General features: G+C 63.4%; 30 protein-coding genes. 16 read left to right on the top strand and 14 right to left on the bottom strand.

Going from position 1 to position 24,570, the window contains the following annotated elements; genetic code table 11:
• Positions 1 to 12 precede the first annotated feature (12 nt).
• Together NX774_RS10215 and NX774_RS10220 are read left to right on the top strand one after the other, a co-directional pair.
• Positions 13 to 474 (top strand): hypothetical protein, encoded by a 462-nt coding sequence (locus NX774_RS10215; RefSeq protein ID WP_258822066.1) that lies wholly within the window; start codon positions 13 to 15, stop codon positions 472 to 474.
• Positions 475 to 551: 77 nt separating this feature from the next.
• Positions 552 to 1,097, top strand: a complete 546-nt coding sequence (locus NX774_RS10220; protein WP_258822067.1) for a DUF3617 domain-containing protein — start codon at positions 552 to 554, stop codon at positions 1,095 to 1,097.
• Between the two features lie 109 nt (positions 1,098 to 1,206).
• Here the strand turns inward: NX774_RS10220 and NX774_RS10225 are convergent, their stop codons facing one another.
• A complete protein-coding gene (locus tag NX774_RS10225) occupies positions 1,207 to 2,043 on the bottom strand; it encodes a branched-chain amino acid aminotransferase (RefSeq protein ID WP_258822068.1) in 837 nt (278 codons plus the stop codon).
• Between the two features lie 145 nt (positions 2,044 to 2,188).
• Here NX774_RS10225 and NX774_RS10230 point away from each other — a divergent pair, with 145 nt between their 5' ends.
• Complete coding sequence (locus NX774_RS10230) at positions 2,189 to 4,279, top strand: site-specific recombinase (protein ID WP_258822069.1); 2,091 nt, start codon at positions 2,189 to 2,191, stop codon at positions 4,277 to 4,279.
• Entirely contained in the window at positions 4,276 to 5,664 is a 1,389-nt protein-coding gene (gene cls, locus NX774_RS10235) for a cardiolipin synthase (RefSeq protein WP_258822070.1), read from the top strand. Before NX774_RS10230 ends, cls begins: the two co-directional genes overlap by 4 nt.
• Positions 5,665 to 5,695: 31 nt before the next feature.
• Here the strand turns inward: cls and NX774_RS10240 are convergent, their stop codons facing one another.
• On the bottom strand, positions 5,696 to 5,926 hold the full coding sequence (locus NX774_RS10240) for a hypothetical protein (RefSeq protein WP_258822071.1): 231 nt from the start codon (positions 5,924 to 5,926) through the stop codon (positions 5,696 to 5,698).
• A gap of 339 nt (positions 5,927 to 6,265) precedes the next feature.
• Between NX774_RS10240 and NX774_RS10245 the strand changes: the two genes are divergently transcribed.
• The 3 genes from NX774_RS10245 (at position 6,266) to NX774_RS10250 (ending at position 7,596) form a co-directional block, all read left to right on the top strand.
• Complete coding sequence (locus NX774_RS10245) at positions 6,266 to 6,796, top strand: GNAT family N-acetyltransferase (RefSeq protein ID WP_258822072.1); 531 nt, start codon at positions 6,266 to 6,268, stop codon at positions 6,794 to 6,796.
• Between the two features lie 141 nt (positions 6,797 to 6,937).
• A complete protein-coding gene (locus tag NX774_RS23470; protein WP_370660416.1) occupies positions 6,938 to 7,246 on the top strand; it encodes a PadR family transcriptional regulator in 309 nt (102 codons plus the stop codon).
• Positions 7,246 to 7,596, top strand: a complete 351-nt coding sequence (locus tag NX774_RS10250) for a hypothetical protein (protein ID WP_258822073.1) — start codon at positions 7,246 to 7,248, stop codon at positions 7,594 to 7,596. Before NX774_RS23470 ends, NX774_RS10250 begins: the two co-directional genes overlap by 1 nt.
• 123 nt (positions 7,597 to 7,719) lie before the next feature.
• On the opposite strand, the gene NX774_RS10255 is transcribed toward NX774_RS10250, so the two are convergent.
• The 3 genes from NX774_RS10255 to NX774_RS10265 are packed head-to-tail and all read right to left on the bottom strand — an operon-like array spanning position 7,720 to position 10,166.
• A complete protein-coding gene (locus NX774_RS10255) occupies positions 7,720 to 8,556 on the bottom strand; it encodes a metallophosphoesterase family protein (protein WP_258822074.1) in 837 nt (278 codons plus the stop codon).
• A 9-nt stretch (positions 8,557 to 8,565) separates the two neighbouring features.
• Entirely contained in the window at positions 8,566 to 9,456 is an 891-nt protein-coding gene (locus tag NX774_RS10260) for a diacylglycerol/lipid kinase family protein (RefSeq protein ID WP_258822075.1), read from the bottom strand.
• Entirely contained in the window at positions 9,453 to 10,166 is a 714-nt protein-coding gene (locus NX774_RS10265) for a phosphatase PAP2 family protein (protein ID WP_258822076.1), read from the bottom strand. The genes NX774_RS10260 and NX774_RS10265 overlap by 4 nt, the downstream gene beginning before the upstream one ends.
• A 141-nt stretch (positions 10,167 to 10,307) precedes the next feature.
• Between NX774_RS10265 and NX774_RS10270 the strand changes: the two genes are divergently transcribed.
• The 3 genes from NX774_RS10270 (at position 10,308) to NX774_RS10280 (ending at position 12,760) form a co-directional block, all read left to right on the top strand.
• The gene (locus NX774_RS10270; RefSeq protein WP_258822077.1) at positions 10,308 to 10,520 is read left to right on the top strand and encodes a hypothetical protein; all 213 of its coding nucleotides are present in this window, start codon (positions 10,308 to 10,310) and stop codon (positions 10,518 to 10,520) included.
• 88 nt (positions 10,521 to 10,608) lie between these two features.
• The gene (locus NX774_RS10275; protein WP_258822078.1) at positions 10,609 to 11,619 is read left to right on the top strand and encodes a sulfate ABC transporter substrate-binding protein; all 1,011 of its coding nucleotides are present in this window, start codon (positions 10,609 to 10,611) and stop codon (positions 11,617 to 11,619) included.
• Between the two features lie 118 nt (positions 11,620 to 11,737).
• On the top strand, positions 11,738 to 12,760 hold the full coding sequence (locus NX774_RS10280) for an SDR family oxidoreductase (RefSeq protein WP_258822079.1): 1,023 nt from the start codon (positions 11,738 to 11,740) through the stop codon (positions 12,758 to 12,760).
• Here NX774_RS10280 and NX774_RS10285 read toward each other — a convergent pair.
• Positions 12,719 to 13,156: a hypothetical protein gene (locus NX774_RS10285; RefSeq protein ID WP_258822080.1), complete on the bottom strand. Its 438-nt coding sequence runs from the start codon at positions 13,154 to 13,156 to the stop codon at positions 12,719 to 12,721. The genes NX774_RS10280 and NX774_RS10285 overlap by 42 nt on opposite strands.
• A gap of 146 nt (positions 13,157 to 13,302) precedes the next feature.
• Positions 13,303 to 14,235: a porin gene (locus NX774_RS10290; protein ID WP_258822081.1), complete on the bottom strand. Its 933-nt coding sequence runs from the start codon at positions 14,233 to 14,235 to the stop codon at positions 13,303 to 13,305.
• A gap of 208 nt (positions 14,236 to 14,443) precedes the next feature.
• On the opposite strand from NX774_RS10290, the gene NX774_RS10295 reads away from it, so the two are divergent.
• The gene (locus NX774_RS10295) at positions 14,444 to 14,617 is read left to right on the top strand and encodes a hypothetical protein (protein WP_258822082.1); all 174 of its coding nucleotides are present in this window, start codon (positions 14,444 to 14,446) and stop codon (positions 14,615 to 14,617) included.
• A 17-nt stretch (positions 14,618 to 14,634) separates the two neighbouring features.
• Here NX774_RS10295 and NX774_RS10300 read toward each other — a convergent pair whose 3' ends face one another.
• Entirely contained in the window at positions 14,635 to 15,372 is a 738-nt protein-coding gene (locus tag NX774_RS10300; RefSeq protein ID WP_258822083.1) for a helix-turn-helix transcriptional regulator, read from the bottom strand.
• A 120-nt stretch (positions 15,373 to 15,492) separates the two neighbouring features.
• Between NX774_RS10300 and NX774_RS10305 the strand changes: the two genes are divergently transcribed.
• The gene (locus NX774_RS10305; protein WP_258822084.1) at positions 15,493 to 16,308 is read left to right on the top strand and encodes a hypothetical protein; all 816 of its coding nucleotides are present in this window, start codon (positions 15,493 to 15,495) and stop codon (positions 16,306 to 16,308) included.
• Here NX774_RS10305 and NX774_RS10310 read toward each other — a convergent pair.
• Both NX774_RS10310 and NX774_RS10315 read right to left on the bottom strand, forming a co-directional pair.
• The gene (locus tag NX774_RS10310) at positions 16,258 to 16,953 is read right to left on the bottom strand and encodes a VIT1/CCC1 transporter family protein (RefSeq protein WP_258822085.1); all 696 of its coding nucleotides are present in this window, start codon (positions 16,951 to 16,953) and stop codon (positions 16,258 to 16,260) included. The genes NX774_RS10305 and NX774_RS10310 overlap by 51 nt on opposite strands.
• Before the next feature lie 10 nt (positions 16,954 to 16,963).
• Complete coding sequence (locus NX774_RS10315; RefSeq protein ID WP_258822086.1) at positions 16,964 to 17,395, bottom strand: EamA family transporter; 432 nt, start codon at positions 17,393 to 17,395, stop codon at positions 16,964 to 16,966.
• Between the two features lie 122 nt (positions 17,396 to 17,517).
• Between NX774_RS10315 and NX774_RS10320 the strand changes: the two genes are divergently transcribed.
• Entirely contained in the window at positions 17,518 to 17,940 is a 423-nt protein-coding gene (locus NX774_RS10320) for a CBS domain-containing protein (protein WP_258822087.1), read from the top strand.
• A gap of 19 nt (positions 17,941 to 17,959) precedes the next feature.
• On the opposite strand, the gene NX774_RS10325 is transcribed toward NX774_RS10320, so the two are convergent.
• Together NX774_RS10325 and NX774_RS10330 are read right to left on the bottom strand one after the other, a co-directional pair.
• Positions 17,960 to 18,709 (bottom strand): SDR family NAD(P)-dependent oxidoreductase, encoded by a 750-nt coding sequence (locus NX774_RS10325; protein WP_258822088.1) that lies wholly within the window; start codon positions 18,707 to 18,709, stop codon positions 17,960 to 17,962.
• A 137-nt stretch (positions 18,710 to 18,846) separates the two neighbouring features.
• Positions 18,847 to 19,773 carry a LysR family transcriptional regulator gene (locus NX774_RS10330; protein ID WP_307731184.1) on the bottom strand — a complete coding sequence of 309 codons (927 nt, stop codon included), beginning with the start codon at positions 19,771 to 19,773 and terminating at the stop codon, positions 18,847 to 18,849.
• 162 nt (positions 19,774 to 19,935) lie between these two features.
• Here NX774_RS10330 and NX774_RS10340 point away from each other — a divergent pair, with 162 nt between their 5' ends.
• A complete protein-coding gene (locus NX774_RS10340) occupies positions 19,936 to 21,057 on the top strand; it encodes an alkene reductase (RefSeq protein WP_258822089.1) in 1,122 nt (373 codons plus the stop codon).
• A gap of 906 nt (positions 21,058 to 21,963) precedes the next feature.
• Here the strand turns inward: NX774_RS10340 and NX774_RS10345 are convergent.
• Complete coding sequence (locus NX774_RS10345; protein ID WP_258822090.1) at positions 21,964 to 22,515, bottom strand: SEL1-like repeat protein; 552 nt, start codon at positions 22,513 to 22,515, stop codon at positions 21,964 to 21,966.
• Between the two features lie 950 nt (positions 22,516 to 23,465).
• Positions 23,466 to 23,726, bottom strand: a complete 261-nt coding sequence (locus NX774_RS23475; RefSeq protein WP_370660417.1) for a hypothetical protein — start codon at positions 23,724 to 23,726, stop codon at positions 23,466 to 23,468.
• Positions 23,727 to 23,740: 14 nt separating this feature from the next.
• Between NX774_RS23475 and NX774_RS10350 the strand changes: the two genes are divergently transcribed.
• Both NX774_RS10350 and NX774_RS10355 read left to right on the top strand, forming a co-directional pair.
• Positions 23,741 to 24,073 (top strand): CHC2 zinc finger domain-containing protein, encoded by a 333-nt coding sequence (locus NX774_RS10350; protein ID WP_258822091.1) that lies wholly within the window; start codon positions 23,741 to 23,743, stop codon positions 24,071 to 24,073.
• A 9-nt stretch (positions 24,074 to 24,082) separates the two neighbouring features.
• On the top strand, positions 24,083 to 24,568 hold the full coding sequence (locus NX774_RS10355) for an oxidoreductase (RefSeq protein ID WP_258822740.1): 486 nt from the start codon (positions 24,083 to 24,085) through the stop codon (positions 24,566 to 24,568).
• The last annotated feature ends 2 nt before the right edge of the window (positions 24,569 to 24,570 follow it).

Here is a 24,570-nt window from a genome sequence, read left to right on the forward strand (position 1 = left end):
AGGAGCACACTTATGCATAGCTCATTCGACACCAGGGCGCTGCGGCCCGCCGCCAGCGCCAACGCCCTGTGGAACCCGACGGTTGCCGCGCTCTGGAGCATCGTCTTCACGCCCGCCTTCGGCGCCTGGCTCCTGATGCGCAACTGGGAAGCGCTGGGCGACGCCCGCCAGGCGCTGGCAGCGCGCAAATGGTTCGTGTTCAGCATGGGGCTGCTTGCGGTGCGCCTGCTGTCCTCTGCCGTCAACGCGCGTGTCAACGGCCAGTCGAACCTGATGCACTGGGCCGGCTGGATGTTCCTGCTGGCCTGGTGGATCGGGGCCGCCGCCCCGCAAGCGCGCCTGCTGCACACCCGCTTTGGCGCCGACTACCCGCGCCAGGGCTGGGACTATGCCTTGCTGCTGGCCGTGTTCGCCGGCACCGCCTACTGGATCCTGTCGGCCGGTTTCACCTGGCTGCTGGTGGCGCTGACCTGATTACCCCCACCGATGGTGCTGGATATTCCGGACGTAACCAGTAACAATATGGCACCTCGACTCAGGGAGACCGAACAATGAAATCGCATCGCCATGCACTTGCTGCGCTCGTGATCGGCGCGGCAGCCGCCCTGCCTGCTTCCGCCCAGACCATCAAGCCGGGCCTGTGGGAAATGACCAGCAACATGGGCGGCCAGGCCGGCAACGCCATGGCCGAGTTGCAAAAGCAGATGGCCGACATGGACCCGCAAGAGCGCAAGATGATGCAGCAGATGATGGCCAAGCAAGGCGTGCAGATGAGCGCCGGTGCCGGCGGCGGCATGGTCACCAAGGTGTGCATTTCGCCGGACATGGCCAAGCGCGGCGACGGCCTGATGCAGCAAAAAGGCGACTGCAGCTACAAGAACACGCCGATGGGCGCCGGCAAGTACAAGTACACGTTCAGCTGCGCCAACCCGAAGACCACCGGCGAAGGCGAAGTGAGCTTTACCGGCGATACCGCCTACAAGTCGAAGATGAAAGTGGTCTCGGGCCGCGAGACGATGACGATGGATGCCAGCGGCAAATGGCTGGGCGCCGATTGCGGTGCGATCAAGCCGCTGGCGGTGTCCAGGGCCAAATAGCCGGCCAATCGGACGCTGATTGAACGCGTGGGCAGGACCTGCCCACCCTACGCCACGCGGCTGCTCCAGGTAGGGTGGGCAGATCCTCTGCCCACGCGTTCAACGCCAGTCAGCAGTTCTCCACAAACGCCAGGTACAGCTCGCGCGCCTGGCGCGCCACCGGCCCCGCCTCCAGCGTGCGGCCTTCGTAGCGGGTGCACGGCGTCACCTTGCCGTAATTGCCTGTGCTGAAAATCTCGCGCGCCGTATCCAGCTCTTCCGGCTTGACCGTGCGCTCTTCCACCTGCACCCCCGCCTCGCCCAAGAGCGCGATCACGCGTGCGCGGGTGATGCCGGCCAGGAAGGTGCCGTTGTCCACTGGCGTCACCACCTTGCCGTCCTGCGTCACGAGGAACAAGTTGGACGACGCAAACTCGGCCACGTTGCCGGCCGCATCGAGCATGATCGCCTGGTCGAACCCGCGCGCCTTCGCTTCGCGCATCGCACGGGTCGAGTTGGCATACAGCGCCGACGCCTTGGCATCGGTCGGCGCCATGCTCGGCTCCGGACGGCGCAGCGTGGACAGGCAGGCCGAGAACCCGGTGAACGTCGGCAGCGGCGCATCGAACAGGGTCAGCGCAAAGCCGGTCTTCTCCGGTTCCGGGATCAGGAAGCCCTCGGCGGCAAACACCAGCGGACGGATGTACAGCTCGGCGTCGGCCGGGAACCTGGCCACGCCCTCGCGCACCAGCGCTTCCATCTCGTCCACCGTCAACGGGCAACGCAGGCCCAGCTTGTCGGCCGAGCGCACCACGCGCTCCAGGTGCGGCCGCAGGTCCGGCAGCCGCCCGCCCATTGCGCGCGCGCCATCGAACACGGACGAGCCCAACCACACGCTATGGTCCATCGCGCCGTACAGGGGGACGTTCCCCTCGTTCCATTGTCCGTTGAAGTAAGTCAGGTACATGCATTCCCCCAGTGTTCGACAAGCGTTAAAGTGTACCGCAGATACGCGACGGTTTCCCGGCGTCTATTGTTGAGTCTGTACGCTGGCGTACAAAGTTCCGGTGGCGCCCCGCGTACACTGTGCTTTTCGGCTTTGGCTGGGTGCAATGCTCTCCATCCTCGAACGTATCGACCCGCACAGCGACCGTATCGACCTGCTGGTCGAGTTGGCCGACTGTTTGCGTCCGCCGCGCCCGAGCCTGCACGAGCAGGCGCGCCAGCGGGTGCGCACGCTCACCCAGCTACTGAAGGGAAATCCCGACCAGGCGGCGCGCCTGCGCGCCTACCTCACCACCCTGCTCGAGCGGCGCCGCCACACCAGCCTGTACAGCGAGGTCGGGGTGCTGTCGAATGACGGCTTCTTTACCGAGCTCAAGCGCCGCATCGCCTATCGCTTCCTGCCGCCGGCACTGGACGATCGCTACCTGTCCGACTCGCTCGAGGAAGTGCTGCGCTACGACACCGACTACCGCTGGATCCGCGCCGTGCCCAACGCCGACTGGCTGGCCCTGTTCGACGTGATCGCCGAAGCCGCCCCGCCCGAAGGCAGCGAGCCGGGCCGCGCCCGCTACGTCACCATCATGGGCCTGCTGGACGCGGTCCGCACCCTGTCCTGCCGCGTCTGCGCGCTGGGGCTGGAACCGCGCCTGGTGCACGCCTACCGCGAAATCGAGGACGTGCACTCGCCCTTCCTGATGCAGAACATCGAGGTCAACCAGTACCTCGACGAATACGGACGGTACCTGGACGAGACCGGCGAGCAGCCCGAGAACGCGCGCCCGGTGCTGGTGATGCTGGACCAGTGCGAGGAAGTGGTGTCAAAGGTGCGCAAGAGCGCGCTGTCGGGCGGCACCAGCATCGCGCTGACCTACCTGCTGGTCGCGCTCACCCAGAGCATCGACCGGCTGCGCAAGCTCCTGTTCCTGGTCGACGTGAGCGGCCAGTTGCCCAGCGCGCCCACGGTGGACATCGAAGCGGTCGCCAACGACGCCACCCCGCCGTGGGCGCCGCCGGCTAGCCCGCGCCGCGCGGCCGCGATCGCGCTCGCGCACGAGCTGATCGAGGCACACACCACCAAGTACCACGTCACCGGGCTGGTGGCCGACAACATCGACCTGCTGGCGCGCAACGTGACGGAAAACGCCAGCCGCACCGGCGAGCACTACATCGCCGAGCGCCGCGCAGACCTGCGCGGCATGTTCCGTTCCTCGGCCGGGGCCGGCTTCGTGGTCGGCTTCATGGCGATGTTCAAGATCCTGCTGTCCTACCTGAAGGCAGCGCCGCTGGTCGAGGCGGTGCTGTATTCGCTCAACTACTCGCTCGGCTTCATGCTGGTGCACGTGCTGCACTGGACCATTGCGACCAAGCAGCCGGCCATGACCGCCCAGCGCATCGCGGCCGAGCTGCACAGCACGGACGGGCGCCGCATCGACGCCGACTCCCTCGCCGAGCTCATCAACAAGGTGTTCCGCACCCAGCTGGTGGCGGTGCTCGGCAACATCGTGACCTGCTTCCCGACCGCCTTCGTGCTGGCGCTCGCCTACCCTTACCTGACCGGCCGCGAACTGGTGTCGCCCGAGAAGGCGCAGCACCTGATCGCGGAAATCGACCCGATCCATTCGCCGGCCCTGCTCTATGCGGCCACCGCGGGCGTGTGGCTGTTCGTCTCGGGCCTGATCTCGGGCTACTACGACAACAAGGCGCTATACACCCGCATGGGCCAGCGCGTGCGCCAGCTGCACCTGCTGCGCCGCCTGCTCGGGCCGCAGCGCCTGGCGCGCCTGGCCGGCTACCTGGAAGACAACCTCGGCGGCCTGATGGGCAACTTCTATTTCGGCGTGCTGATGGGGTTCACCGCCACCATCGGCTACCTGGTCGGCCTGCCGCTGGACGTGCGCCACGTCACCTTTTCGTCCGCGAACTTCGCGATTGCGCTGGTCGGGCTCGACTTCGACGTGGACCCGCAAACGGCGGCCATCACCGTTGCCGGCGCCCTGCTGATCGGCGTGGTGAACCTGGTGGTGAGCTTTGGCCTGGCGCTGTGGGTGGCGCTGCGCGCCCGCAAGATCCGGTTCCGCCACGGCCTGCGCCTGCTGCGCGCGCTGGGACGGCGCCTGCGCACGGCGCCGATCGTCTTCCTGATCGGCCCCAGTGACGCCGACCTGGCGCAAGCGGACGACACGAAAGGAAGAAAATGATCCCGGAACGCTGCGCCAGGTGGCTGGCCACGCTGATGCTTGGCCTCGTTGCCATATCCTGCAAGACATTACCCGACGCCAGCGCCCTGCCCGAACAGGCGCGCAAGGCGTCCCCGACCATCGCCACGCCCGATGGCAACATGCCGCCGCGGCAGGCCGCGCAACTGCTCGAGCGCCGCTGGGCCAACGCCGGCACCGACCTCAAGTTGCTGGCGGTGCTGGAGGAACAGGCCACCGGCGTGCCCCTCATCGCGGGCAACCGCGTCACCTTGCTGTTCGACGGCCCGGCCACGATGCGCGAGATGATGGCCGCGGTGCGCTCCGCGACCAATTCCATCAACCTGGAAACCTACATCTTCGACCAGGACCCGATCGGCCTGCAGTTCGCCGACCTCCTGATCGACAAGCGCCGCCAGGGCGTGGTGGTGAACGTGATGTACGACGCCGTGGGCACGTTGGGCACCCCGCAGGCCTTTTTCGACCGCATGAAGGCAGCTGGCATCACCATGCTGGCCTTCAACCCGGTCAACCCGGCGCGGGGGCCCGGCAGGTGGGAGCTCAATAACCGCGACCACCGCAAGGTGCTGGTAGTGGATGGCAAGATGGCGTTCACCGGCGGCATCAACATCAGCAGCACCTATGCCAACAGCTCGTTCTTCCGCTCGCGCCAGAAGCCGAGCGAGACCGGGCACCAGAAAGTCGGCTGGCGCGACACCCACATCAAGATCGAAGGCCCGGCGGTGGCCACGCTGCAATGGGCCTTCATCAACAACTGGGTGCGCCAGGCCGGCGGCGAGCTGCCGCGCGCAAACTACTTCCCGGTGCTGCAAGCGGCGGGCGACAAGATCGTGCGCGTACTGGCGACCGAACCGGACCACGATTCGTCGATCTACAAATCGCTGCTGCTGGCAATTGGCGAAGCGAAGAAATCGATCCACATCACCCAGGCCTACTTTGTGCCGGACCAGCAGGTGATCGACGCGCTGTGCGCTGCCGCGCGGCGCGGCGTGGACGTCAAGCTGGTGCTGCCGGGCGTGTCCGACCACAGCCTGGTGTTCCATGCGGGGCAGGCGTTTTACGATGAGCTACTGGAGAGCGGCGTGAAGATCTACCAGCTGCAGGTGGCCGTGCTGCATGCAAAGACGGCGGTGATCGACAGCGTCTGGTCCACGATCGGCTCGGCCAACATCGACCGGCGCAGCTTCATCCACAACTACGAGCTGAACGTGGTGGTGATGGACCCGGCCTTCGGCCGCGACATGGAAAGTGCCTTCAACGAGGACCTGCGCGACTCGAAGGAGGTGACGCTCGCGCAGTGGCGCAAGCGCCCGCTCAAGGACCGGTTCATGGAAATGATCGGACGGATGGCGGAGTACTGGATCTAGAACCCTGGCCAAACCGCGCGAATCTTTGCCATCAAGTCAAGCTCAGGTCACTAGCGAACGTCCTGATCAGGAAGAAGGTGATGAGCCCCATGGCCAGGAGCGACAGCAGGAAGACAGCGGCCACCTTGCCGCTGGCGAGCAGCACCGCGCGCTTCTCTTCCACCTTCTTCCCTTGATCGTAATGCCACTTGATGGCGAAGAACATGCCCGTGGCTAACACGAGAATCTTGAACGTAAGGAGGGCTACAGGAATCCAATCCATGATGTTGAGTCTTTCCAGGCTATGGCTTGGTGCAGACGTGTTGCCGCACGCTTTGAGTCATTCTACTTAAAAGAAATTTCCACACATTTAGACAAAATGTCCCAGTTGCCAACCATGCAAGGATTTTGCCAACTCGGGAAGATGTTATGCTGGGGGGCCGAACGGCCGAGATCGGCCTGGAACGGACCTTCGCAAGAACGAGCCAACAAACTGCCTGTTTTCTTGCAATGACCCTTACCGCTGCCGAGTCGAATTGGGTGAAAGAAGACCTTTGGCGCGAACTGTACCTTGTAGCCGACAATGGACGGCTTATCTGGCACCAGACATGGAATCCAGCTCATGAATAGCGAGTTCATCACTTCCGTTCCTTACCTTCACACGGAACGACTCATGCTTCGCGAATATCGACGGGAGGACTTTGACCTGTTCGCCGCGCATGTCGCCGACCCTGTAAGCGCGGCCCACTTGGTCCCGGCTGACCGCCATGCTGCATGGCGAATCTTCTGTTCACAAGCCGGACTATGGCTCATACATGGCGCCGGTTGGTGGGCTGTCGAGGAAAAGAAGACTGGTCAACTCGTCGGGACTGTTGGCGCGTTCTTTCGCGAGGAATCCACTGTGATGGAACTTGGTTGGAATACCTATCGTGCCTTTTGGGGCCGGGGATTCGCGAACGAAGCGGCGACCGCAGCCTTGAACCATGCGCTCGAGATCCGACGCGAACCAAAAGTACGGGCTCTCATCGCTTCAGCCAATGAATCCTCGCTGCGCGTTGCCAAGCGGCTGGGAATGACTTATGAGGCGGAAACGGAGGTATACGGCAAAGCGGTTGGTATTTATACGCGTGCGCGGGAAGGCTCAGTTATTTAAGCCTACAGGGCTGCACGGGAAGCTGTTTGCCAGACCCGCAATGGGTCGGAAGCGGACGCTGTGATAGTCGGCAAACGGCCAGGATCAGTCACTACAATTACGACGCTTGCCAGATCATCTCTACATATGTAGACTTAACACATGGCACGCATCAGACCCCCATCTCCTCAAACCCGGAAGCTCCTCGCAGCTCTGCTAGCCCAGCGTGTTCAGTGGCGGCATGGATATGACCTTTCTGAACAGACCGGTCTCAGCTCGGGAACGCTTTATCCCATCCTTATGCGGTTGAGCGATAGAGGCATGCTCGAGTCGAAGTGGGAGCCATCGGAGCATGAAGGCCGTCCGCCCAGGAAGCTGTATCGTCTTACCACTGAAGGGGCCGCTTACGCGATCGAGCATGCGGCGCACGAATGCATCAACCCTGGACTCCTGTCGGCAGGTCGCGCCTGATGTCCAAAAGGGCTAACAGGCTGATCAGCTCTGTCACCGCCGTTCGGCTGGTGATTTGGATAATGCCGCCGCATCGTAAGGGCTGGGCACACGAAATACTCAACGAGCTCGCTTACATCGAAACACGTCCAGCAGCAGTTCGTTGGATTATCGGAAGTATGCTGTTCGCCATCAGAGAACGAGCCACCTACCAACTGGAGAATGCATTTATGAACATCAGGGTCATCAAAACGACACTCATCCTTATTGCTATGGCAGTTAGTGTTGTCGCAGGCACGTATGCCATTCAAAAGCCATATCAGCAGGAACGAATTAAGTTCGCTCTCCATCGATTTCTAGAGGCCAAGTGACGAGCAACTTCCAGGGGCGGCTACGTCTGCCCCGGGTCGCAATTGGCGCGGCGCTACTGGATCAGGGTTTGATTAGCTGAACCATTCCGGGCTTGGGTGATTGGCGATGAACGGTCGCGCCCGCTAAATGCCGGCCGCGTATAGCCCGTCATTGTGCTCCGTCCACACATTCCCGCTGCGGAGGAACTTCTCCGTGCTCATCAGCTCGAACTTGCTGCCGACCACATCCCACCCGTAGCGATCCACCTCCACCCGCTCGTGCTCCACCCGTAGCACGTTGAACGAGTTGACCTCGCCCCGCCCGCGCGTGGATGTGGCGGTGCCGGCCTGCACCACCAGCGCCGCGAAGTCACCCATCTGGTAGCGCTCGGCCGTGCTGCCGGCATGGCTTTGGTGCAGGTGCCCCGCCATCAGCACATCCACCCCGCATTCGGCGAACGCCTGCATCGCCATTCCCGCACGCCCGACGATATCCTTCTCGTCGCCATGCTCGGGCAGGTCGAACGGATGGTGCGTCACCACGATGCGCGTCACCCTGGGGTCCACCCCGGCCAGTTGCGCCCGGATTTTCCCCACCTGTTCTTCGTTCACGCGGCCGTCCTTGAACGTCAGCGAGCGCGCCGTGTTCACGCCCAGCACCGCGATTTCGTCGTCGATATACACCGGCGACAAGTCTTCCGTGATGTAGCGCTTGTAGCGCTTGAGCGGTTCGACGAAACGGCGGAACACGTTGTAGAGCGAAATGTCGTGGTTGCCGGGCACGATGATCTGCGGCCCGGGCAGCGTGTCGAGCCAGGCGCGCGCCTGCTCGAATTGCTCGCTCCTGGCGCGCTGTGTCAGGTCGCCGGACACCACCACCACGTCCGGCGCTACGCGGTGCACGAAGTCGCGCAGCGGGTCGAGCAGTGCCGCATCAACGCGGCCAAAGTGCAAGTCAGACAGATGAACCAGGGTGCGCATGGTGTCTCCTCATTCGGGCACGATGACGGTCAGCGCCCCGGGCCGCACCCGGTAGCGCAAGGGGCTGTCCATGACGGTCACTTCGCCGTCGGTCGCGACGCGGATGCGCGGCCGCAGCGTCGTCACCTCCATCTCCGCGGCGAGCAGCACGTCGAAGTCGCGGTCCTGCGCGAGCGTGCCCATCAGCGCGCGCAACGCGAAGCGCAGCAGGCCAAGCCGACCCGGGCGCTGCGCCACGTACAGGCTCAGCACGCCCTGGTCCAGCCGTGCGCGCTCGCCGATGGAAAAGCCCTGCATCGTGTACTGGTTATTGCCGATAAAGACAAACGGCGTGCGGCGCGCGAGGCGCTGGCCTTCGACGACCAGCCGCACGGACAGGAAAGGATAGCGCCGGAGCGCCGCCAGGCTTGCCCACGCCGCGGCCAGCCATTTGCGGCGGCCCAGGCGCCGCTGCTGCTTCTCGCGGTCGTGCACGATGTCCGGGTACAGGCCGAGGCTGGAATTGTTCAGGAAGATGCGTCCATTCACTTCGCCCACGTCCACCTGCCTGGGCCGGCCGGTGGCCAGCGCGCGCACCGCCTGGTCCAGCGCGAGCGGCATGCCAAGATCCTTGGCGAAATGGTTGAGCGTTCCCAGCGGCAGCACGCCAAAGGGCCGGCCAGTCCCGACCAGTACCGAGGCCACCGCGTTGATCGTGCCGTCGCCTCCGCCACCGACGACGAGCTCGGCATCGCTTTGGGCTGCCTTGTGCGCAGCATCGATGATGGCGGCGCCACCGTCCGCCAGCGTGACTGCCGCCTCGATGCCGGCCGCGCCAAACTGCTCGCGCAGGGTGCGCGCCGTGTCCTGGTCATGGCCGCTGCCGGCGCTGCCATTGACGATGACGGCGGCCTTCCTCATGCGCTCTCCCGGCCCGCCCGGTGCCGCCGCAAGCTCGCGGCGCCGCTCACGCAGATCGCCAGCCATGCGAAGCCCTCCGCCACAGCGGCGAGCACGTCGGACAGGTAATGCACGCCCAGGTACATGCGCGACAGCGCGACCAACGCCACCGCCAGCGTTGCCGCGGCGACGATCAGCGGAACGTGCCAGCGCTGGTGGGTGCGGGTGATGAGATAGCAGGCCAGCATGCCGTAAAACACGGTGGCGCTGGCGGTGTGCCCGCTGGGAAAGCTGTAGGTGGAGAGCGTAAGCAGCGGATCGTCTAAGTGCGGCCGCGCGCGCTGGAAGATGTGCTTGAGGCCCACGTTCAGCAGCATGCCACCGGTCACCGCCAGCAGCGCGGTCAGCATCCAGGCGTAGGCCCGCTTGCGGTACAGCCAGCCGGTGAACACGGTGAGCATCGCGATGATCCCCCACGCGCTGTGCATCCAGGTGATCGCGAGCATGAATCGCGTGAAGCCGACTGTCGCATGCACATGGAACCAGTGTGCAAGCGTACGGTCGAGCACGGTGACGGCGCCGCCCTCCATGACCGAGTCCGCAATGCCGGAAAACACCCAGCCTGCCACCAGCATCAGCACCAGCCCCACGGTCAGGTGCAGGCCGAAGGCGCCTTCCGGTGACAGCCGGGCCTGGATGAATCGCTGGAGTGGGAGAGTTCGTGCGCGCATGCGGTGGACGTTGGGGCTGTTGGCGAAAAAACCACAACATTTTATCCGAACTGTCTTTTTGTACAGTACCTGTGGATTTATACAGTAGTTGTGCTATTCTTTCCTCACCTGATCAACACTACTTGAAAAAAGGAAACCGACATGACCACCCTCAACAGCTCTTTCGGCATGCAATACGCACCCACCCCGTTCCTGCTGCGCCTGGGCCGGCGCGAGCTTCTGGTCACGCGCGACTTCCGCAAGCGCTTCTACCCGGTCAACCCGCTCATCGAGTGCGACACCGGCGTGGAACCTGGCCATGTCGAGATCCTGCTGTTCGGCCGCTGGCTGCTCATCTTGTCCAAGGCGCAGTAAAAAGCGCATATCCATATCGGAATTCATTCGTGTTCTTCCGAACGGGGCGGCAGTACTCTGCAGTCACCCCCGTTACCGAAAGAGCACCATGTTTATCCGAAAAGCACTTCATTCGCTGGCCGCGCTTGCGCTGCTGGCAGGTTCGCCGGCCTTCGCGGCCGACATCACGCTGCTGAACGTGTCGTATGACCCGACGCGCGAGCTGTACCAGGAATTCAACGCGGCCTTCGCCCGCCAATGGAAAGCCAAAACCGGCGACAACGTCACGGTGCGGCAGTCGCATGGCGGCTCGGGCAAGCAAGCGCGCGCGGTGATCGATGGCCTGCAGGCCGACGTCGTCACGCTTGCGCTCGCCTACGATATCGATGCTATCAGCGAACGCGGCCTTATCGCGCACGGCTGGCAGCAGCGCTTTGACGGCCACAGCGCGCCTTACACGTCCACGATCGTGTTCCTCGTCCGCAAAGGCAACCCCAAGCATATTCGCGATTGGGGTGACCTGGTCAAACCGGGCGTGCAGGTGATTACGCCGAACCCGAAAACGTCCGGCGGCGCGCGCTGGAACCACCTGGCCGCCTGGGGCTACGCACTGCGCCAGCCCGGCGCAACCGAAGCGAGCGCCAAGGAATACCTGGCAAAGCTCTACCGCAACGTGCCGGTGCTCGATTCCGGCGCGCGCGGCGCCACCACCACCTTTGTCGAACGCGGCATCGGCGACGTGTTGCTTGCTTGGGAAAACGAAGCCCTGCTCGCGCAAAAGGAACTTGGCCAGGACAAGTTTGAAATCGTGGCGCCGTCCGTCAGCATCCTGGCCGAGCCGCCGGTCGCGCTGGTGGACAAAGTCGTCGACAAGCGCGGCACGCGCAAGGCGGCCGAGGCCTACCTCGCCTACCTGTACAGCGACGAGGGGCAGCAGATCATTGCCAAGCACTATTACCGCCCCGCCGTTGAACGCTTTGCCCGCAAGTACGCCGGCCAGTTTCCGGTCGTGAAGCTCTTTACCGTGGACGAGGTCGCCGGTGGCTGGGCCAGTGCGCAAAAGCTGCACTTTGCCGACGGCGGCCTGTTCGACCAGATCTACCAGCCGGGAAAAAAGTGACTTGAAATCGTGGCACTGGCCACGATCATGACTGTTCATGAAGCAGCACAGGCCGGCCCGGCCGCGAACCAACCGCGGCCGGGCCGGTCCTTCCCAGATACCCATCGAGGAGGAAGTCATGGCAGTCAATCTTCGCAAGATCAACGAACAGGTGATGGTGATCACCGGCGCCACCAGCGGCATTGGCCTGACGACCGCGCGCATGGCGGCAAGCCAGGGTGCGCGGCTGGTGCTGGCTGCACGCAGCGCCGACGCGCTCGACCAGTTGGCCAGCGAGCTGCGCCGGCAAGGTTCGCAAGTGGCCACCGTTGCGGCCGACGTCGGCAAACAGGACGACGTGGAGCGCATCGGCCAGGCCGCAATGGAGCGTTTCGGCCGCATCGACACCTGGGTCAACAACGCCGGCGTTTCCATTTACGGCAGGATCGAGGAAGTGCCGATCGAAGACCAGCAGCGCGTGATGCAGACCAACTTCTGGGGCGTCGTGTACGGCTCGCTGGAAGCGGTCAAGCGCATGAAGACGCGCGGCGGCGGCGCCCTCATCAACCTGGGCAGCGAAGTATCGACCCGGGCCGTGCCGTTGCAGGGCGTGTACTCGGCCTCCAAGCACGCGGTCAAGGGCTATACCGACGCGCTGCGCATGGAGCTGGAGAAGGAAGGCGCGCCGATCTCGGTGACGCTGGTGCGGCCGTCGGCCATCGACACCATGTTCACGGTGCACGCCAAAAATTACATGGACAAGGAGCCCACCCTGCCCCCGCCGGTGTATGCGCCCGAGCTGGTGGCCGAGTCGATCCTGCATGCGGCCCAGCATCCCGTGCGCGACGTGTTCGTCGGCGGCCATGCCAAGTTCGCGTCGGTCAGCGATATCACGATGCCGCGCGCGCTCGACCGCTTCATGCAAGCCTTCGTCTTCCGCCAGCAGCAGACGGATGCACCCGCCGCGCCGGGCCGGCGCGACGCCCTCTACGCGCCCGATCCGGCGACCGAGCTGCGCGAGCGCCAAGGCATGCCGCGCAGCGTGCACGAGCACTCGCCTTACACCGCGCTCGCACGCCACTCCGGGCCGCTGAAGACCGCCCTGCTCGGCGCCGGTGCGCTATTTGCGTGGAGTATGCTGTCCCGGCGGGCGGCTCGATAGGAATTCGGTGTCCTCGTCACTAAGCGGCGTGTCGGGGATCACCTCGACGTGGTCGGTCGAAATGTCGGAGCCGGCCTCGGCAATGGTGTCGCGGCCGGCGCTGGCGCGCTCGCCCGTGCCGCCGTAGTCGCTGTCGGACGAAAAATTGGCGTCGCCGATGTCCGGGCCCGCGGTTTCGCCCGCATGGCTGCTCTCCATGTCCGAGGTGGTACCCTCGTCCAGGTTGATCACCTGGTCGTCATCCAGGTTGTCGGCAAAGCCGTGGCCGCCGACGACGTCGCTGCCGGTATCGGAAATGTCGCTCGGGCCGAGCGAATCGATTCCCTTGCCGCGGCCAAGGCTGCGGTCCGGGCGTTCCGGAAAGTTGTCCGGGTCAAGCGTGCTGCTGCCAGTCATGATTTCTCTCCCTGTGATGCAAGCCTTGGCGGCGACGGAGACACGCGCACGCAGGTGCGCGCAATGCGCCGCGCCGGGGCGTTGCGGATGGTGGATGCCATCGCCACAGGCTACCGAATTTTCAATTGACGCGGCGCAGCGTAGCCTCAGAAGGCGTGCCGCATGCCAAAGCTCAAGGCCGAGCTGGTGCGGCCGGGCGCATCGTAGCTGGTGCGCGGCTGGCCAGCGGCGCTGAGGTTCTGCGTGTGCGACCAGGCCGCGTAGAAATCGGTGTGGCGGTCAACCGCATACGACGCGCCCAGCGCGAACTGGTTGGCGTCGCGGTTGGCCGGATCCCGGTCGTTCTTGTGGACGAATGAAGCGAGCAGCGTGGTGGCACGCCCGGCCGGCACTGCCACGCCGAACAGCACGTCGCGGCTGTCGGTGGAGGGCGTGGTGGCCATCGACGCGCCATAGGGATTGTCGGGGTTGAACAGCGGCGTGCTCCCCCAGCCGTTGTTGGCGCTGAAGCCGGCGTAGGCCGTGCCCCAGCCAAAGCGCATGTTGGCCGCAATCAGCGAGTTCTTCGCTTCCATGTTGTTGCCAGCCAGGTCGTACAGCCGCACCTTGGCCACATGCCGGTTCTGGTGCGCCGCGCGCAGCGTCAGCGGGCCAAGCTGGTAAGCCAGCGACATGCCCCACGCCCGGTTGCCGGGGTCGCGGTAACTCGTATCGCTCGAGTACGATGCGCCGGCGGAAAAGCCCTTGACGGGCGGGCTGTGGAACTGCATGGTGCCGTCGGCGCGCCGGTTGCCGTTGGCGATGACGCTGGCGGCGTGGCCGGCCGCGTCTCCGCCTGACGGCTCGCCCACGTCGGCCAGCGCGAGGTAGTCCAGGCTGTACTCGCGACCCGACGGCGGCAGCATGGAACCGCCCATGTACGGCGCCCCCGGCAGCACGCCTGGCAGCGCCGCGGCCGCAGGGCGTGCCGCAGCGCCAGCGGGGTCGCGCGTGTAGAACGCAACCCCGTCCTGGGTCTGCGCGTACGCAAACGCCGCGTATCCTCCAAGAGCAGCGAACACTAGAATTGACGGTTTCATGGCGTGGCCTCTTTACGCCTCTACCTTATCCTCTTTGCCAGCGGATTCATCTGTCCAAAATCCCACAAACCATCCCTCAAATGTTCTCGTTTTTTTGTCGGCATTCTCTGACGACACAAACGCAACAGAAACGTGTCGCGCAAAGCACGCTCCCCACTTTCAATTTGCATCAAAAACAATTCCTCAAACAAATAAAGGACAAGAAAAGATGAGACAGCCTGCCTGTTCGCTGCGCGTATTGAGCTTTGCCATCTGCAGCGTGGTGCAGGTTGCCGTCAACCTGACCGGCGAGCGGCAGTCCTACGCCCTGCCCGGGCACAAGCGCGCCAGCCTGCCGGCGTGGGGCTACCGGATCGACGCGCGCACACCAGGCGGCAAGTAACAAGGCCGGCGGGCTGCTCAGCCGGTCCGCCGCAGCTGCGTGAACTGCACCGGCTCCCATTCCCGCATCGCCACCAGCAGCCCGGTGCCGCGCCGCTTGGGCAGTGGCGAGGCCAGGCTCTCCTGGTGCAGCTGCGCAAATCGCGCCCGCAGCTGCCGCAACTCCGCCTGCATCTTCTCCATCGCCACGTCGGTGAGCATCCCATGCGTGAACGCCAGCGACTCTTCGCTCCCGTGGAACGCGCTGGCCAGGAAGTCGCCCATGCCATCGCCACGAAAATAGCGCCGGATCGGCCCATCGGCGATCCAGTCGAAGTCGCGCGCCACCGTCAACCGGATCCGGTTCCCCGGCATTAACGCGATCAGCCGCAGCCGGTCCAGGCGCGCCAGCCGCTCGATGCACTCCGCTTCCGTCAGCCGGTACACTGCAATGATGTCGCGCAGCGTCCAATGGTTCAGCGCGCACACCGCCACCAGCAACAGCTTCGGGTCGGACACCAGCTCCTTCTCCTGCTCCACCGTCAGCGTGCGCAACTGCTCTTCCGCGCGCGCGGCCTCCTGCGCCAGTTCGGCAACGGTAAAGCCGAGCAGGTTGCAGACCTCGACCAGCCGGTCGAGTGCAAACGACTCGGACGCGAACAGGCGTTTGACGCTCGCTTCAGACAGGTCGAGCGCCACTGCGACATCGCGATAGGTCTTGCCCTGCAGTTTGAGCTGGCGTTTCAGTGTGTTGAGCAGTTGGGTGACTTCGGACATGGGCGCAGGTATCGGCAACTGATACCTGAACAGTAAAGAATTGCAACTTTTTGCGCAAGCGGCCACGCCGGCGGGCAAAAGCGCATGCTCCGGACATCGCAACCTCTACCGGAGCCTGACGTGAAAACTGCCATGCGCCACCTGCCGCCGGCGATTGCCGCCGCGCTGCCCCTTGCAATGCTGGTCCACGGCCCCATCGCGCAACTATCGCACTATCACGACTTTGCCGACCGTGCACAACTCTTCGGTATCCCGCACGCAGGCGACGTCCTGTCCAATGTCGCCTTTGCGCTGGTGGCGGCATGGGGACTCGTCCGGCTTGGCGCCATGCGCACGCATCCCCTGCTTCGGCGCGCCTGGCCGGGCTACCTGCTGTTCCTGCTGGCGCTCCTGCTGACGGCATTTGGCTCGGCGTTCTACCACCTGGCCCCGGACAACGCGCGCCTGGTGTGGGACCGCCTGCCGATTGCCCTTGCCTGCGCTGGTCTCCTCGCTGGCGCCCGCGCCGACAACCTTGCGCGCGAACGCTGCGCCCGCGACACCCTCCTGTTCGCCCTGGCCGCAGGCGCAAGCGTGGCTTGGTGGGCGATTACGGATCGCAACGGTGCCGGCGACCTTCGTCCCTATCTGCTCATGCAGGCGCTGCCGCTGCTGCTGATCCCGGCATGGCAGTTGGCTGGCGGCGCCCCGGCCGTGGAACGCCGAGCGTTTGGCGCCGCCCTCCTGCTTTACTGTCTCGCCAAGGCGGCCGAACTGGCCGACCGTCCCGTGCTCGACGCGCTGGGGTGGATGAGTGGGCACACGCTCAAACACCTGCTGGCCGCCGCCGCTGCCGCACTGATCGTCTCACGTCTGATCGCGCGCACCGCGCACAGTCCCCTGGCTTCAGGCCGACGTACCAAATACGATACCGACGGCGGCCGCCGCCCCCATTGACAGCGCGCTCCAGAACGTCACCCGCGCCACACCCGGGCCGACCGGCGCGCCGCCTGCGCGCGCGGCGACCCCGCCAAGCACCGCCAGGAACACCAGCGAGGCCACAACCATCACCGGTATCAGCTGCTCGTGCGGCGTGAGCAGCACCACCACTAGCGGCATGAATGCGCCGGCCGCGAAGCTGAGCGCGGACGCGAACGCCGCCTCCAGCGGCCGCGCCGCCAGCGTCTTGGAGATTCCCAGCTCGTCGCGCGCATGCGCATCGAGCGCATCGTGCCCCATCAGCTCGGTGGCCACCTGCTTGGCCAGCGCCGGGTCCAGCCCGCGCTGCACATAGATGTCCGCCAGCTCGCGGTGCTCCGCATCCGGCCTCTGGCGCAGCTCCATGCGCTCCGTGTCCAGCGCCGCCTTCTCCGTATCGGCCTGCGACTGCACCGACACGTACTCGCCGGTCGCCATCGACATGGCGCCCGCCACCAGCCCGGCCAGGGTGGCCGTGACGATGCTGCCGTGGCTGGCATGGGCGGCAGCCACCCCGAGCACCAGGCTCGAGGTGGAAACGATGCCATCGTTGGCGCCCAGCACGGCGGCACGCAGCCAGCCGATGGACCCGAGACGATGCCGTTCGCGGTGTGGTGCGGGCATGGAAAACCTCCTAGAACAAGATGATGACGACCGAGCCGGCCACGATCAGCGCGCCGCCGAGCGCCACCTGCCAGGTCAGCTGCTCGCCTGCGAAGACGATGCCCAGCACGATCGCGATGGCGACGCTGAGCTTGTCCACCGGCGCGACCTTGCTCACCGGCCCGAGCTGCAAGGCACGGTAGTAGCACAGCCACGACAGCCCGGTCGCAATGCCGGACAGGACGAGGAACAGCCAGCTGTACGCCGAAATGCTTTCCAGCTTCTGCCACTCCGAACGCATCGACAAAATGCCGGCAGTGACGACCATGATGACGATGGTGCGGATGAACGTGGCCATGTTCGAGTTGATGCCGGCCACGCCAAGTTTGCCGAACAGCGCCGTGAGCGCGGCAAAGAAGGCCGAGCCCAGCGCGAACAGGACCCAGCTCGGAAGCACTTTCATGAGTTCACCCTGCGTGGTTGCGGAACAGGGCTATTGTCGCACCGAAAGCAGGAGGCTTCGCAATTTCATCGAAACTTTGCCGCGCGCGCCGGTTCAAAACCGGTGGCCACAAGGAGACGACGATGCGACCGATTTCCGAAGTCATGACCCGCAACGTTGCCGTGATTCCGCCGGACGCGAGCCTGCAGCGGGCTGCCGAGCTGTTGCGCGACCTGGACCTTGTTGCGCTGCCCGTGTGTCACGGCAGCCGGCTGATGGGCATGATTACGGACCGCGACATCGTCGTGCGCGCGGTGGCCCAGGGACTGTCACCGACCACCGCGCACGTGGCCGACGTGATGAGCACCGACGTGGCGTGGGTGTTCGAGGACGAGCCGCAAGGCCAGGTGTTGGAACTGATGGGGGAACGCCAGGCCCACCGCCTTCCGGTGGTGAGCCGCGAGATGGAGCTGGTGGGCATGGTGTCGATCAGCGACCTGGGCAACGCCGACGCGCAAACCGCGCCCGCGCCGCAGGCGCCCGGACGGCAGGCGCCACCGCCCTAGCCTGCTGGCCCTTGCCGTCTTAGCCGACGGTGTAACCCCCGTCGACGACAATCTCCTGGCCGTAAATGTTCTTCGCCTCGTCCGAGGCCAGGAACACCGAAGTTGCAGCGATATCGCCAGGCTCGCCGAATTTCCCTTGCATCAGCCGCGCGTTAATCTGCGCCGCCACCGTGCCGAGCACGTCCGCCGGCAAGCCAACCGTACCCCACAACGGCGTTGCGATCGGACCTGGCGCAATCGCGTTCACGCGGATGCCGCGCGGTGCCAGCTCCGCCGCCAGTGTCTGCGACAAGGACTTGAGCGCCGCTTTGCTGGCGCTGTAAATGGCAAGGCCAGGAAAGCCGACCTGCGTCAGGAAGGTGGTGATGAACTGGATCGATCCGCCCTTGCGGATGTGCGGCACGAACAGGCGCGCTGTTTCGGCGGCGCCGAACAGGTTGACCGAGAACTGTTCGGAGAATGCTTCGGCGGTGCTGTCGTCGAATCCCACGACGCGGGCAATACCGGCGTTCGGGACCAGGATATCGATGGCGTCGGTCTGCTTCAGGACGGATTCGACCAGTTGTCGCAGGTCGGCCTGACGGGTGACGTCGCCAGTAATCGCCACGACCTGGCCGGGATATGCGGCTTCCAGGGATTTCAGCGCCTCGGCATTGCGGGCAAACGCGAACACCTTTGCGCCTTCGGCAACGAATTTTTCAACAATCGCGCGCCCGATACCACTGCTTGCGCCCGTTACTACAGCGGTTTTCCCGTCCAGCCGTTTCATATGCTTCTCCAAAAAAGGAAGTGTGTGAGGTTGCAGAAGTCAACGAAAGCGACTCTACCATTAAACATGCATTCAATCTACATGTTTAACGATGAGCTGCTGGGAAATGAACAGAAATCAAGGAGCCAGCCGCGAAACTAGTCCTTGGTAACGGACTTTGGGGGGGCCTCGGTTAGCATCTCGCCAATGTCCGGGTCCTGGCGAAACGCATCTGCAAAGAAGGACACGAAGTGGTTCACCTTGAGCGAGGGCCGCCGTGCCGGCTGGAATACGACGTTGAGCGGCAGCGACGGCGGCCGGTACTGGGTCAGGATGGGCTTGATGCGGCCGTGGCGAATATCGTCACCGTAAATCCACTGCGTGGAATAGCTGATGCCCAGGCCCTCGCGTACGGCCTGGCGAATCGCCTCGGAACTGTTCGAGCGAAAGTTGCCGCCGATGCGCACCACGATGTCGGCACTGCCCTCGTCCTTGTAAATCCATTCGTTGATGTTGGCCAGCCCGGTATAGACGAGGCACTGGTGATTGGCCAGCTCGGACGGATGGCGCGGCTCGCCGTAGCGGGCAAGATAGGCCGGTGAGGCCAGCGTGGCGCGATGGGCCGTGCCGATGCGCCGCGCGATCAAGCGGCTGTCCTTGAGTTCGCCCACCCGGAACGCGACATCGATGCCGGCGCCCACCAGATCGACGAAGCTGTCGTCCAGCTGCAGCTCGACCTTGATCTTGGGGTAGCGCTCATAGAATGCGGCCAGCCGCGGCACGATATGCAGCCGCCCGAACGCGGCAGGCGCAGCCACCCGCAGCAAGCCCGATATCTCGTGCTCGGCGCGGTGCACCTCCAGCCGCGCCTCCTCCAACGTGTCGAGCACCTGCCGGCAGCGCTCGTAATAGAGCCGCCCCGCTTCGGTCAGCGAGTGGCTGCGGGTGGAGCGCACCAGCAGCTTGGTGCCCAGGTGCTTTTCCAGTGCCTGCAGCTGCTTGCTGACGGCGGGCTGGGTCGTCATCATCTCGCGCGCAACCGCCGAGAAGCTGCCCGTCTCCACGATCCGGGCGAAGGTTTCCATCCACCGCAGCCTGTCCATAGCTGGCCCACTTATTCCTGAAAAGAATAAATTATATCCCCGAGCCGGCCTCTTTTATTCTGCGTGGAATGTCCATAATTCCAATCTTGCGCCCCGGCCATGGTCCTGGGCCGCTGTCCGATTACAAAAGAAGGAAGAGAAACGATGACGAATGCCGCAAACCCAGCAGACGCAGCACTGAGCAAACTGTTCCAGCCTACCCGCATCGGCGACATCGAGATCGCCAACCGCGTGGTGATGGCGCCGCTGACCCGCAGCCGCGCCGACGAAGCTGCCGGAGACGTTCCCGGCAGCGAAATGAACATCGAATACTACCGCCAGCGCAGCAACGCTGGCCTGATCATCAGCGAAGGCACGCAGGTCTCGCCGATCGGCAAGGGCTACATGGCCACCCCGGGCATCTATTCGGATGCCCAAGTGGAAGGCTGGAAGCCGATCACCCGCGCGGTGCACGAAGCAGGCTCGAAGATCGTTGCGCAGATCTGGCACGTTGGCCGCGTATCGCACCCGGACCTGACGGGTGGCGTGCAGCCGGTGGCGCCGTCGGCGGTGAAGCCGAACGTGACCGCGTACACCCATAACGGCAAGGTGGATGCGCCCGAACCGCGCGCGCTGTCGTCCGACGACATCAAGCAGGTGGTGGCCGAATATCGCCGCGGTGCAGCCAACGCGATCCGCGCCGGGTTCGATGGCGTGGAGATCCACGGCGCCAACGGCTACCTGATCGACCAGTTCCTGCGTGATGGCACCAACAAGCGGACCGACGTGTACGGTGGCTCCGTGGAAAACCGTGCGCGCTTTGCGCTGGAAGTGGTTGACGCCTGCATCGCCGAGATTGGCGCCGGCCGCGTCGGCATCCGCCTGTCGCCGGTGACGCCATCGAACGACATCTCGGACAGCAATCCGCAAGCAGTTTTCGGTTACCTGGTTGAAGAGCTGAACAAGCGCGGCATCGCCTTCATCCACTTCGTCGAAGGCGCCACCGGTGGCGCGCGCGACGTGCCGGGATTCGATTTCGCGTGGGCGCGCAAGACCTTCAAGGGCGCCTACATCGCCAACAACGGCTATGACCGTGCGATGGCGATCCAGGCGGTGGAGTCCGGCCATGCGGACGCGGTCGCTTTCGGACGGCTCTTTATCGCCAACCCGGACCTGGTGCAGCGCCTGAAGAAAAACGCGCCGCTCAATGTGCCGGATCCGAAGACGTTCTACGCACCCGGGCCGGTCGGTTACATCGACTATCCGGCACTCGGGAATGCTGCCTGACGGCAGCCCTCTGGATGCGCCCGCCCGGGCGCATCATCGCCTAGCGGCGGCTATAACAGGCGGGGATTGTGGCGCGTAGTCCGCACAGCCATGCCTTGGTGTCTCGTCTCGCGGTGATGCCTAACCGAATTCCTGAAAAAATCTTGCTCGGTCAATGTTGGCCGTGGCAGCACGACGGTTGGGCGCTTGTTCTCTACCTGCTGAAGTTGCGCTTGGAGCTGTTGGACTTCGGTGTGGTACTGCCACGCCAGCCAGCCCCAAAAACCGGTCATTGCATTTAATACCGTCCCGGCGATGGTTGTGAGGAGGAGGCGAGGCCGCGGCCTTATTACTTTCTCCACCAGCATCATGCTATTCCCAGCAAGCGCGCGACAGCTTCGTCAGAATTGCATCGGGCGCGCAGGAAGCAATTACCTCCTCAGGAAACCGATTGTCGGATGCAGACCAGTACGCAATTCTGTGCGGGGTTGTGACTATCATCTGACGTCGCAACAGGCGCAACACAGCCTTTTCCCGGTCGCTACCCGCCGGCTCCACATCGAGCCCCACAAACCCGGCGTCCTCGTATAGAAGGACAGTCACCCTATTCTTCTCCAAAAAGAAACACCAATGAATGCGGACCCACAAGCCGGCCGCGCACATACCAATAGGCCGTCGCGGCGAGTGGCAATACACTGCGAAGGCGGACCCGGCATTCCACCGCGCGCTAAGAATGCTCGTCCAAGAGAGGTAGTAGCTAAGAAGCCGCTGCCAGGTCCCACGACCATCGCACCGGTCACCGCAACCGCATAAGGCTCAAGTAGCTTATAAATGTCGCCGTTGCCAGCCTCCATGTCTTTACGGTGTTGCTCGACGAAGCTGTCCGCGGCTCCTCCCCCTTTATGCCAAACTTGATTGTTTGCCGAGTTACTTTAGCTTTGCCTTCCAATAATGGGCCTTTGAGCTGTCAGGCTTAACACCCGCTATCCCGTTTTGATAAATATTCGCAAGGAACTCAATGGCCTGCTCGTCACCAGCGTGCGCCGCCGCTTCCAAGATACGTAGACCTTTTTTAGGTGCGAAGTATTTGCTTCCGCTTGTCAAATAGAAACTTCCAAGCTGAAAACAACCTTCGCCGATCTTATCCGCCTCCAACAGCAAGGCGTGAATTTCGTCGTCGAAGTCATCCACAGTACGCTGTGAGGTTCCCTTCGGAAGAGCTGCGGCTTGATTGATTTTGAAATCAGCCAAAACTAAAGCGGCCTGTTGGCATTGACTCGCAACTGCGATTTCAAGCGAATGTACGACATCCTTTTCCTGCTCCTCAGTCAAGCGCTCACCACCTCGAATCAGGCTCAGCGCACGTGTGTAGTCATTTGTCATAACCTGACTCCCCTTCTTACACTTTAGTTCCTCAGAATGACCTGCAAGTGGTCCGACAACGAAGAGAAACAGAAAAATATAGAACAGATTCTTCACGTTCACCTCCCAGTATTTTGTGTGTTTTGAAAGCAAATAGTCCCATGCCGACTGTGCGGTTGTACGGCGACCCGGTGAATGTGTCACGCTCGTTTACGCTAAAGACGGGAGTCGGAGCCGGTAATCCCTACCCGTAATGCAGCGTCATCCGGCGTAGCACGGTGGTGCCGGAAAACATTACGGTCAGATGCCCAGCTGAATCCACGGTGCCAGTTAAGGGCGTCGCGGACAGATTACTGAACGTGGCTTGGGCGGAAGCAGTCTGCGCAGCAGATATGCCCAACAAAAGCATCAAGCAACACAGGATATAACGGAGCAGTTGTTGGAAAAACGCGTTCGTGCGCGCCTGTCTTCCTTGTTTGTGCATTCTCGACAACCCTTTGTCTATATTTTTGGAAAACGCAGAAGCGCGTTAAGACAAAGCGAGGAGTTTGCAGTAATTCAATCTTTACATTCTCACCAAAGGTAACTCTTGATTAAATTTTCTTCTTTTTCATGCAAATACGATGACTGGACATCGGTGCGCACCTTCCGGCGATCCTTTCGCCATTGCTATGAGCCAAAGTCGGCTGCTGTGCCGACCTACTCAAGCTAAAGCCCCCAACAGCCGAATCTCCTCGCGGAAGCCAAGGAATGAAGGTCTCGCGCTATTTGTACAGTCTGCGCCGGGCCCTGCGGGTTTGCGTAACGCAGCCTTATGTCTTTACACACCCTACGCGCATTACAAATGTGCCCGAATCCCGCATCGTTGCTGGGGCTCGCTGTACTACAGCGCCGATGTTGTGCAAAGGCACGTAAGCCTTTGAGTTGAAAGGGAAAGGGGCGTTGCGGTCGCGGCGCTCCTTCTCTTATATTTGAATAATAGAAAAAGGCCCGGTAACCCCCAGCAGGGTGCGCCGAGGGATAAGGGGCCTTGCTGATTCGATTGTAAAAGGCCGCTCTCTTAGCGGCTAAGGGATCAATGCCCAGCCTGGGCCAGCACCGCTTCCAGCATCTCCACCACGAAGCGTTGCTTTTGCTTGGGCAGTTCGGCGATGCGCTCCGGCTGCGCTCGAGCTGCGACAGCGGCCCGCGCTTGCTGCGTTCCGATTTGCGTACAACGCCGAACAGCTCTTCCTGCTGCCCCCCAAGGTGCGTGCCACCAACGGCAGCGCTGAGATCTGGATGCGACGCCGCCCAACCTCGTAGGCTTGCACCGTCTGCTGCGACACGCCAAGGATTTTTTTTGACAGGCGCGCATCTCGAGCGGGAACTGGAACGGCTGAAAAGCGAAGTGTCGCTGCTGCGGCTGCTGGAGGCAGCCGGCTTGGAATTGGTTAAGCAGGGCAAGGACTACGCCTGCCCCTGCCCGTTTCACGAGGAAGCCACGGCCAGCCTGATCGTGACGCCATCGACAAATCTGTTTCACTGCTTCGGCTGTGCCGCGGCTGGCTGGCCGGTGGACTGGCTGATGAAGTTCGACAAGCTGTCGTTCCGCGCTGCCGTCGAGCGGCTGCGCAGCGAGCTGGGACTTGGCACGACACCGGCGCCGAGCGCACCGCTAGCCACCGGCAACTGAAAACGGCACCTGGAACACCGCGCGCGCTTTGCGCTGGAAGTGGTTGACGCCTGCATCACCGAGATTGGCGCCGGCCGCGTCGGCATCCGCCTGTCGCCGGTGACGCCATCGAACGACATCTCGGACAGCAATCCGCAAGCCGTTTTCGGTTACCTGGTTGAAGAGCTGAACAAGCGCGGCATCGCCTTCATCCACTTCGTCGAAGGCGCTACCGGCGGCGCGCGCGATGTGCCGGGATTCGATTTCGCGTGGGCGCGCAAGACCTTCAAGGGCGCCTACATCGCCAACAACGGCTATGACCGTGCAATGGCAATCCAGGCGGTGGAATCCGGCCATGCCGATGCGGTCGCTTTCGGACGGCTCTTTATCGCCAACCCGGACCTGGTGCAGCGCCTGAAGAAAAACGCGCCGCTCAATGTGCCCAATCCGAAAACGTTCTACACGCCGGGGCCGGTAGGCTACATCGACTATCCGGCACTCGGGAACGCTGCCTGACG

It is taken from the genome of Massilia agilis (assembly GCF_024756255.1).
Classification (GTDB): domain Bacteria; phylum Pseudomonadota; class Gammaproteobacteria; order Burkholderiales; family Burkholderiaceae_D; genus Telluria; species Telluria agilis.

What these genes read in the sequence shown, in the direction of transcription:
- NX774_RS10215 (WP_258822066.1), top strand. Translation starts at nt 13, where the DNA reads ATGCATAGCTCATTCGACACCAGGGCGCTGCGGCCCGCCGCCAGCGCC.
- NX774_RS10220 (WP_258822067.1), top strand. Translation starts at nt 552, where the DNA reads ATGAAATCGCATCGCCATGCACTTGCTGCGCTCGTGATCGGCGCGGCA.
- NX774_RS10225 (WP_258822068.1), bottom strand. Translation starts at nt 2,043, where the DNA reads ATGTACCTGACTTACTTCAACGGACAATGGAACGAGGGGAACGTCCCC.
- NX774_RS10230 (WP_258822069.1), top strand. Translation starts at nt 2,189, where the DNA reads ATGCTCTCCATCCTCGAACGTATCGACCCGCACAGCGACCGTATCGAC.
- cls (WP_258822070.1), top strand. Translation starts at nt 4,276, where the DNA reads ATGATCCCGGAACGCTGCGCCAGGTGGCTGGCCACGCTGATGCTTGGC.
- NX774_RS10240 (WP_258822071.1), bottom strand. Translation starts at nt 5,926, where the DNA reads ATGGATTGGATTCCTGTAGCCCTCCTTACGTTCAAGATTCTCGTGTTA.
- NX774_RS10245 (WP_258822072.1), top strand. Translation starts at nt 6,266, where the DNA reads ATGAATAGCGAGTTCATCACTTCCGTTCCTTACCTTCACACGGAACGA.
- NX774_RS23470 (WP_370660416.1), top strand. Translation starts at nt 6,938, where the DNA reads ATGGCACGCATCAGACCCCCATCTCCTCAAACCCGGAAGCTCCTCGCA.
- NX774_RS10250 (WP_258822073.1), top strand. Translation starts at nt 7,246, where the DNA reads ATGTCCAAAAGGGCTAACAGGCTGATCAGCTCTGTCACCGCCGTTCGG.
- NX774_RS10255 (WP_258822074.1), bottom strand. Translation starts at nt 8,556, where the DNA reads ATGCGCACCCTGGTTCATCTGTCTGACTTGCACTTTGGCCGCGTTGAT.
- NX774_RS10260 (WP_258822075.1), bottom strand. Translation starts at nt 9,456, where the DNA reads ATGAGGAAGGCCGCCGTCATCGTCAATGGCAGCGCCGGCAGCGGCCAT.
- NX774_RS10265 (WP_258822076.1), bottom strand. Translation starts at nt 10,166, where the DNA reads ATGCGCGCACGAACTCTCCCACTCCAGCGATTCATCCAGGCCCGGCTG.
- NX774_RS10270 (WP_258822077.1), top strand. Translation starts at nt 10,308, where the DNA reads ATGACCACCCTCAACAGCTCTTTCGGCATGCAATACGCACCCACCCCG.
- NX774_RS10275 (WP_258822078.1), top strand. Translation starts at nt 10,609, where the DNA reads ATGTTTATCCGAAAAGCACTTCATTCGCTGGCCGCGCTTGCGCTGCTG.
- NX774_RS10280 (WP_258822079.1), top strand. Translation starts at nt 11,738, where the DNA reads ATGGCAGTCAATCTTCGCAAGATCAACGAACAGGTGATGGTGATCACC.
- NX774_RS10285 (WP_258822080.1), bottom strand. Translation starts at nt 13,156, where the DNA reads ATGACTGGCAGCAGCACGCTTGACCCGGACAACTTTCCGGAACGCCCG.
- NX774_RS10290 (WP_258822081.1), bottom strand. Translation starts at nt 14,235, where the DNA reads ATGAAACCGTCAATTCTAGTGTTCGCTGCTCTTGGAGGATACGCGGCG.
- NX774_RS10295 (WP_258822082.1), top strand. Translation starts at nt 14,444, where the DNA reads ATGAGACAGCCTGCCTGTTCGCTGCGCGTATTGAGCTTTGCCATCTGC.
- NX774_RS10300 (WP_258822083.1), bottom strand. Translation starts at nt 15,372, where the DNA reads ATGTCCGAAGTCACCCAACTGCTCAACACACTGAAACGCCAGCTCAAA.
- NX774_RS10310 (WP_258822085.1), bottom strand. Translation starts at nt 16,953, where the DNA reads ATGCCCGCACCACACCGCGAACGGCATCGTCTCGGGTCCATCGGCTGG.
- NX774_RS10315 (WP_258822086.1), bottom strand. Translation starts at nt 17,395, where the DNA reads ATGAAAGTGCTTCCGAGCTGGGTCCTGTTCGCGCTGGGCTCGGCCTTC.
- NX774_RS10320 (WP_258822087.1), top strand. Translation starts at nt 17,518, where the DNA reads ATGCGACCGATTTCCGAAGTCATGACCCGCAACGTTGCCGTGATTCCG.
- NX774_RS10325 (WP_258822088.1), bottom strand. Translation starts at nt 18,709, where the DNA reads ATGAAACGGCTGGACGGGAAAACCGCTGTAGTAACGGGCGCAAGCAGT.
- NX774_RS10330 (WP_307731184.1), bottom strand. Translation starts at nt 19,773, where the DNA reads ATGGAAACCTTCGCCCGGATCGTGGAGACGGGCAGCTTCTCGGCGGTT.
- NX774_RS10340 (WP_258822089.1), top strand. Translation starts at nt 19,936, where the DNA reads ATGACGAATGCCGCAAACCCAGCAGACGCAGCACTGAGCAAACTGTTC.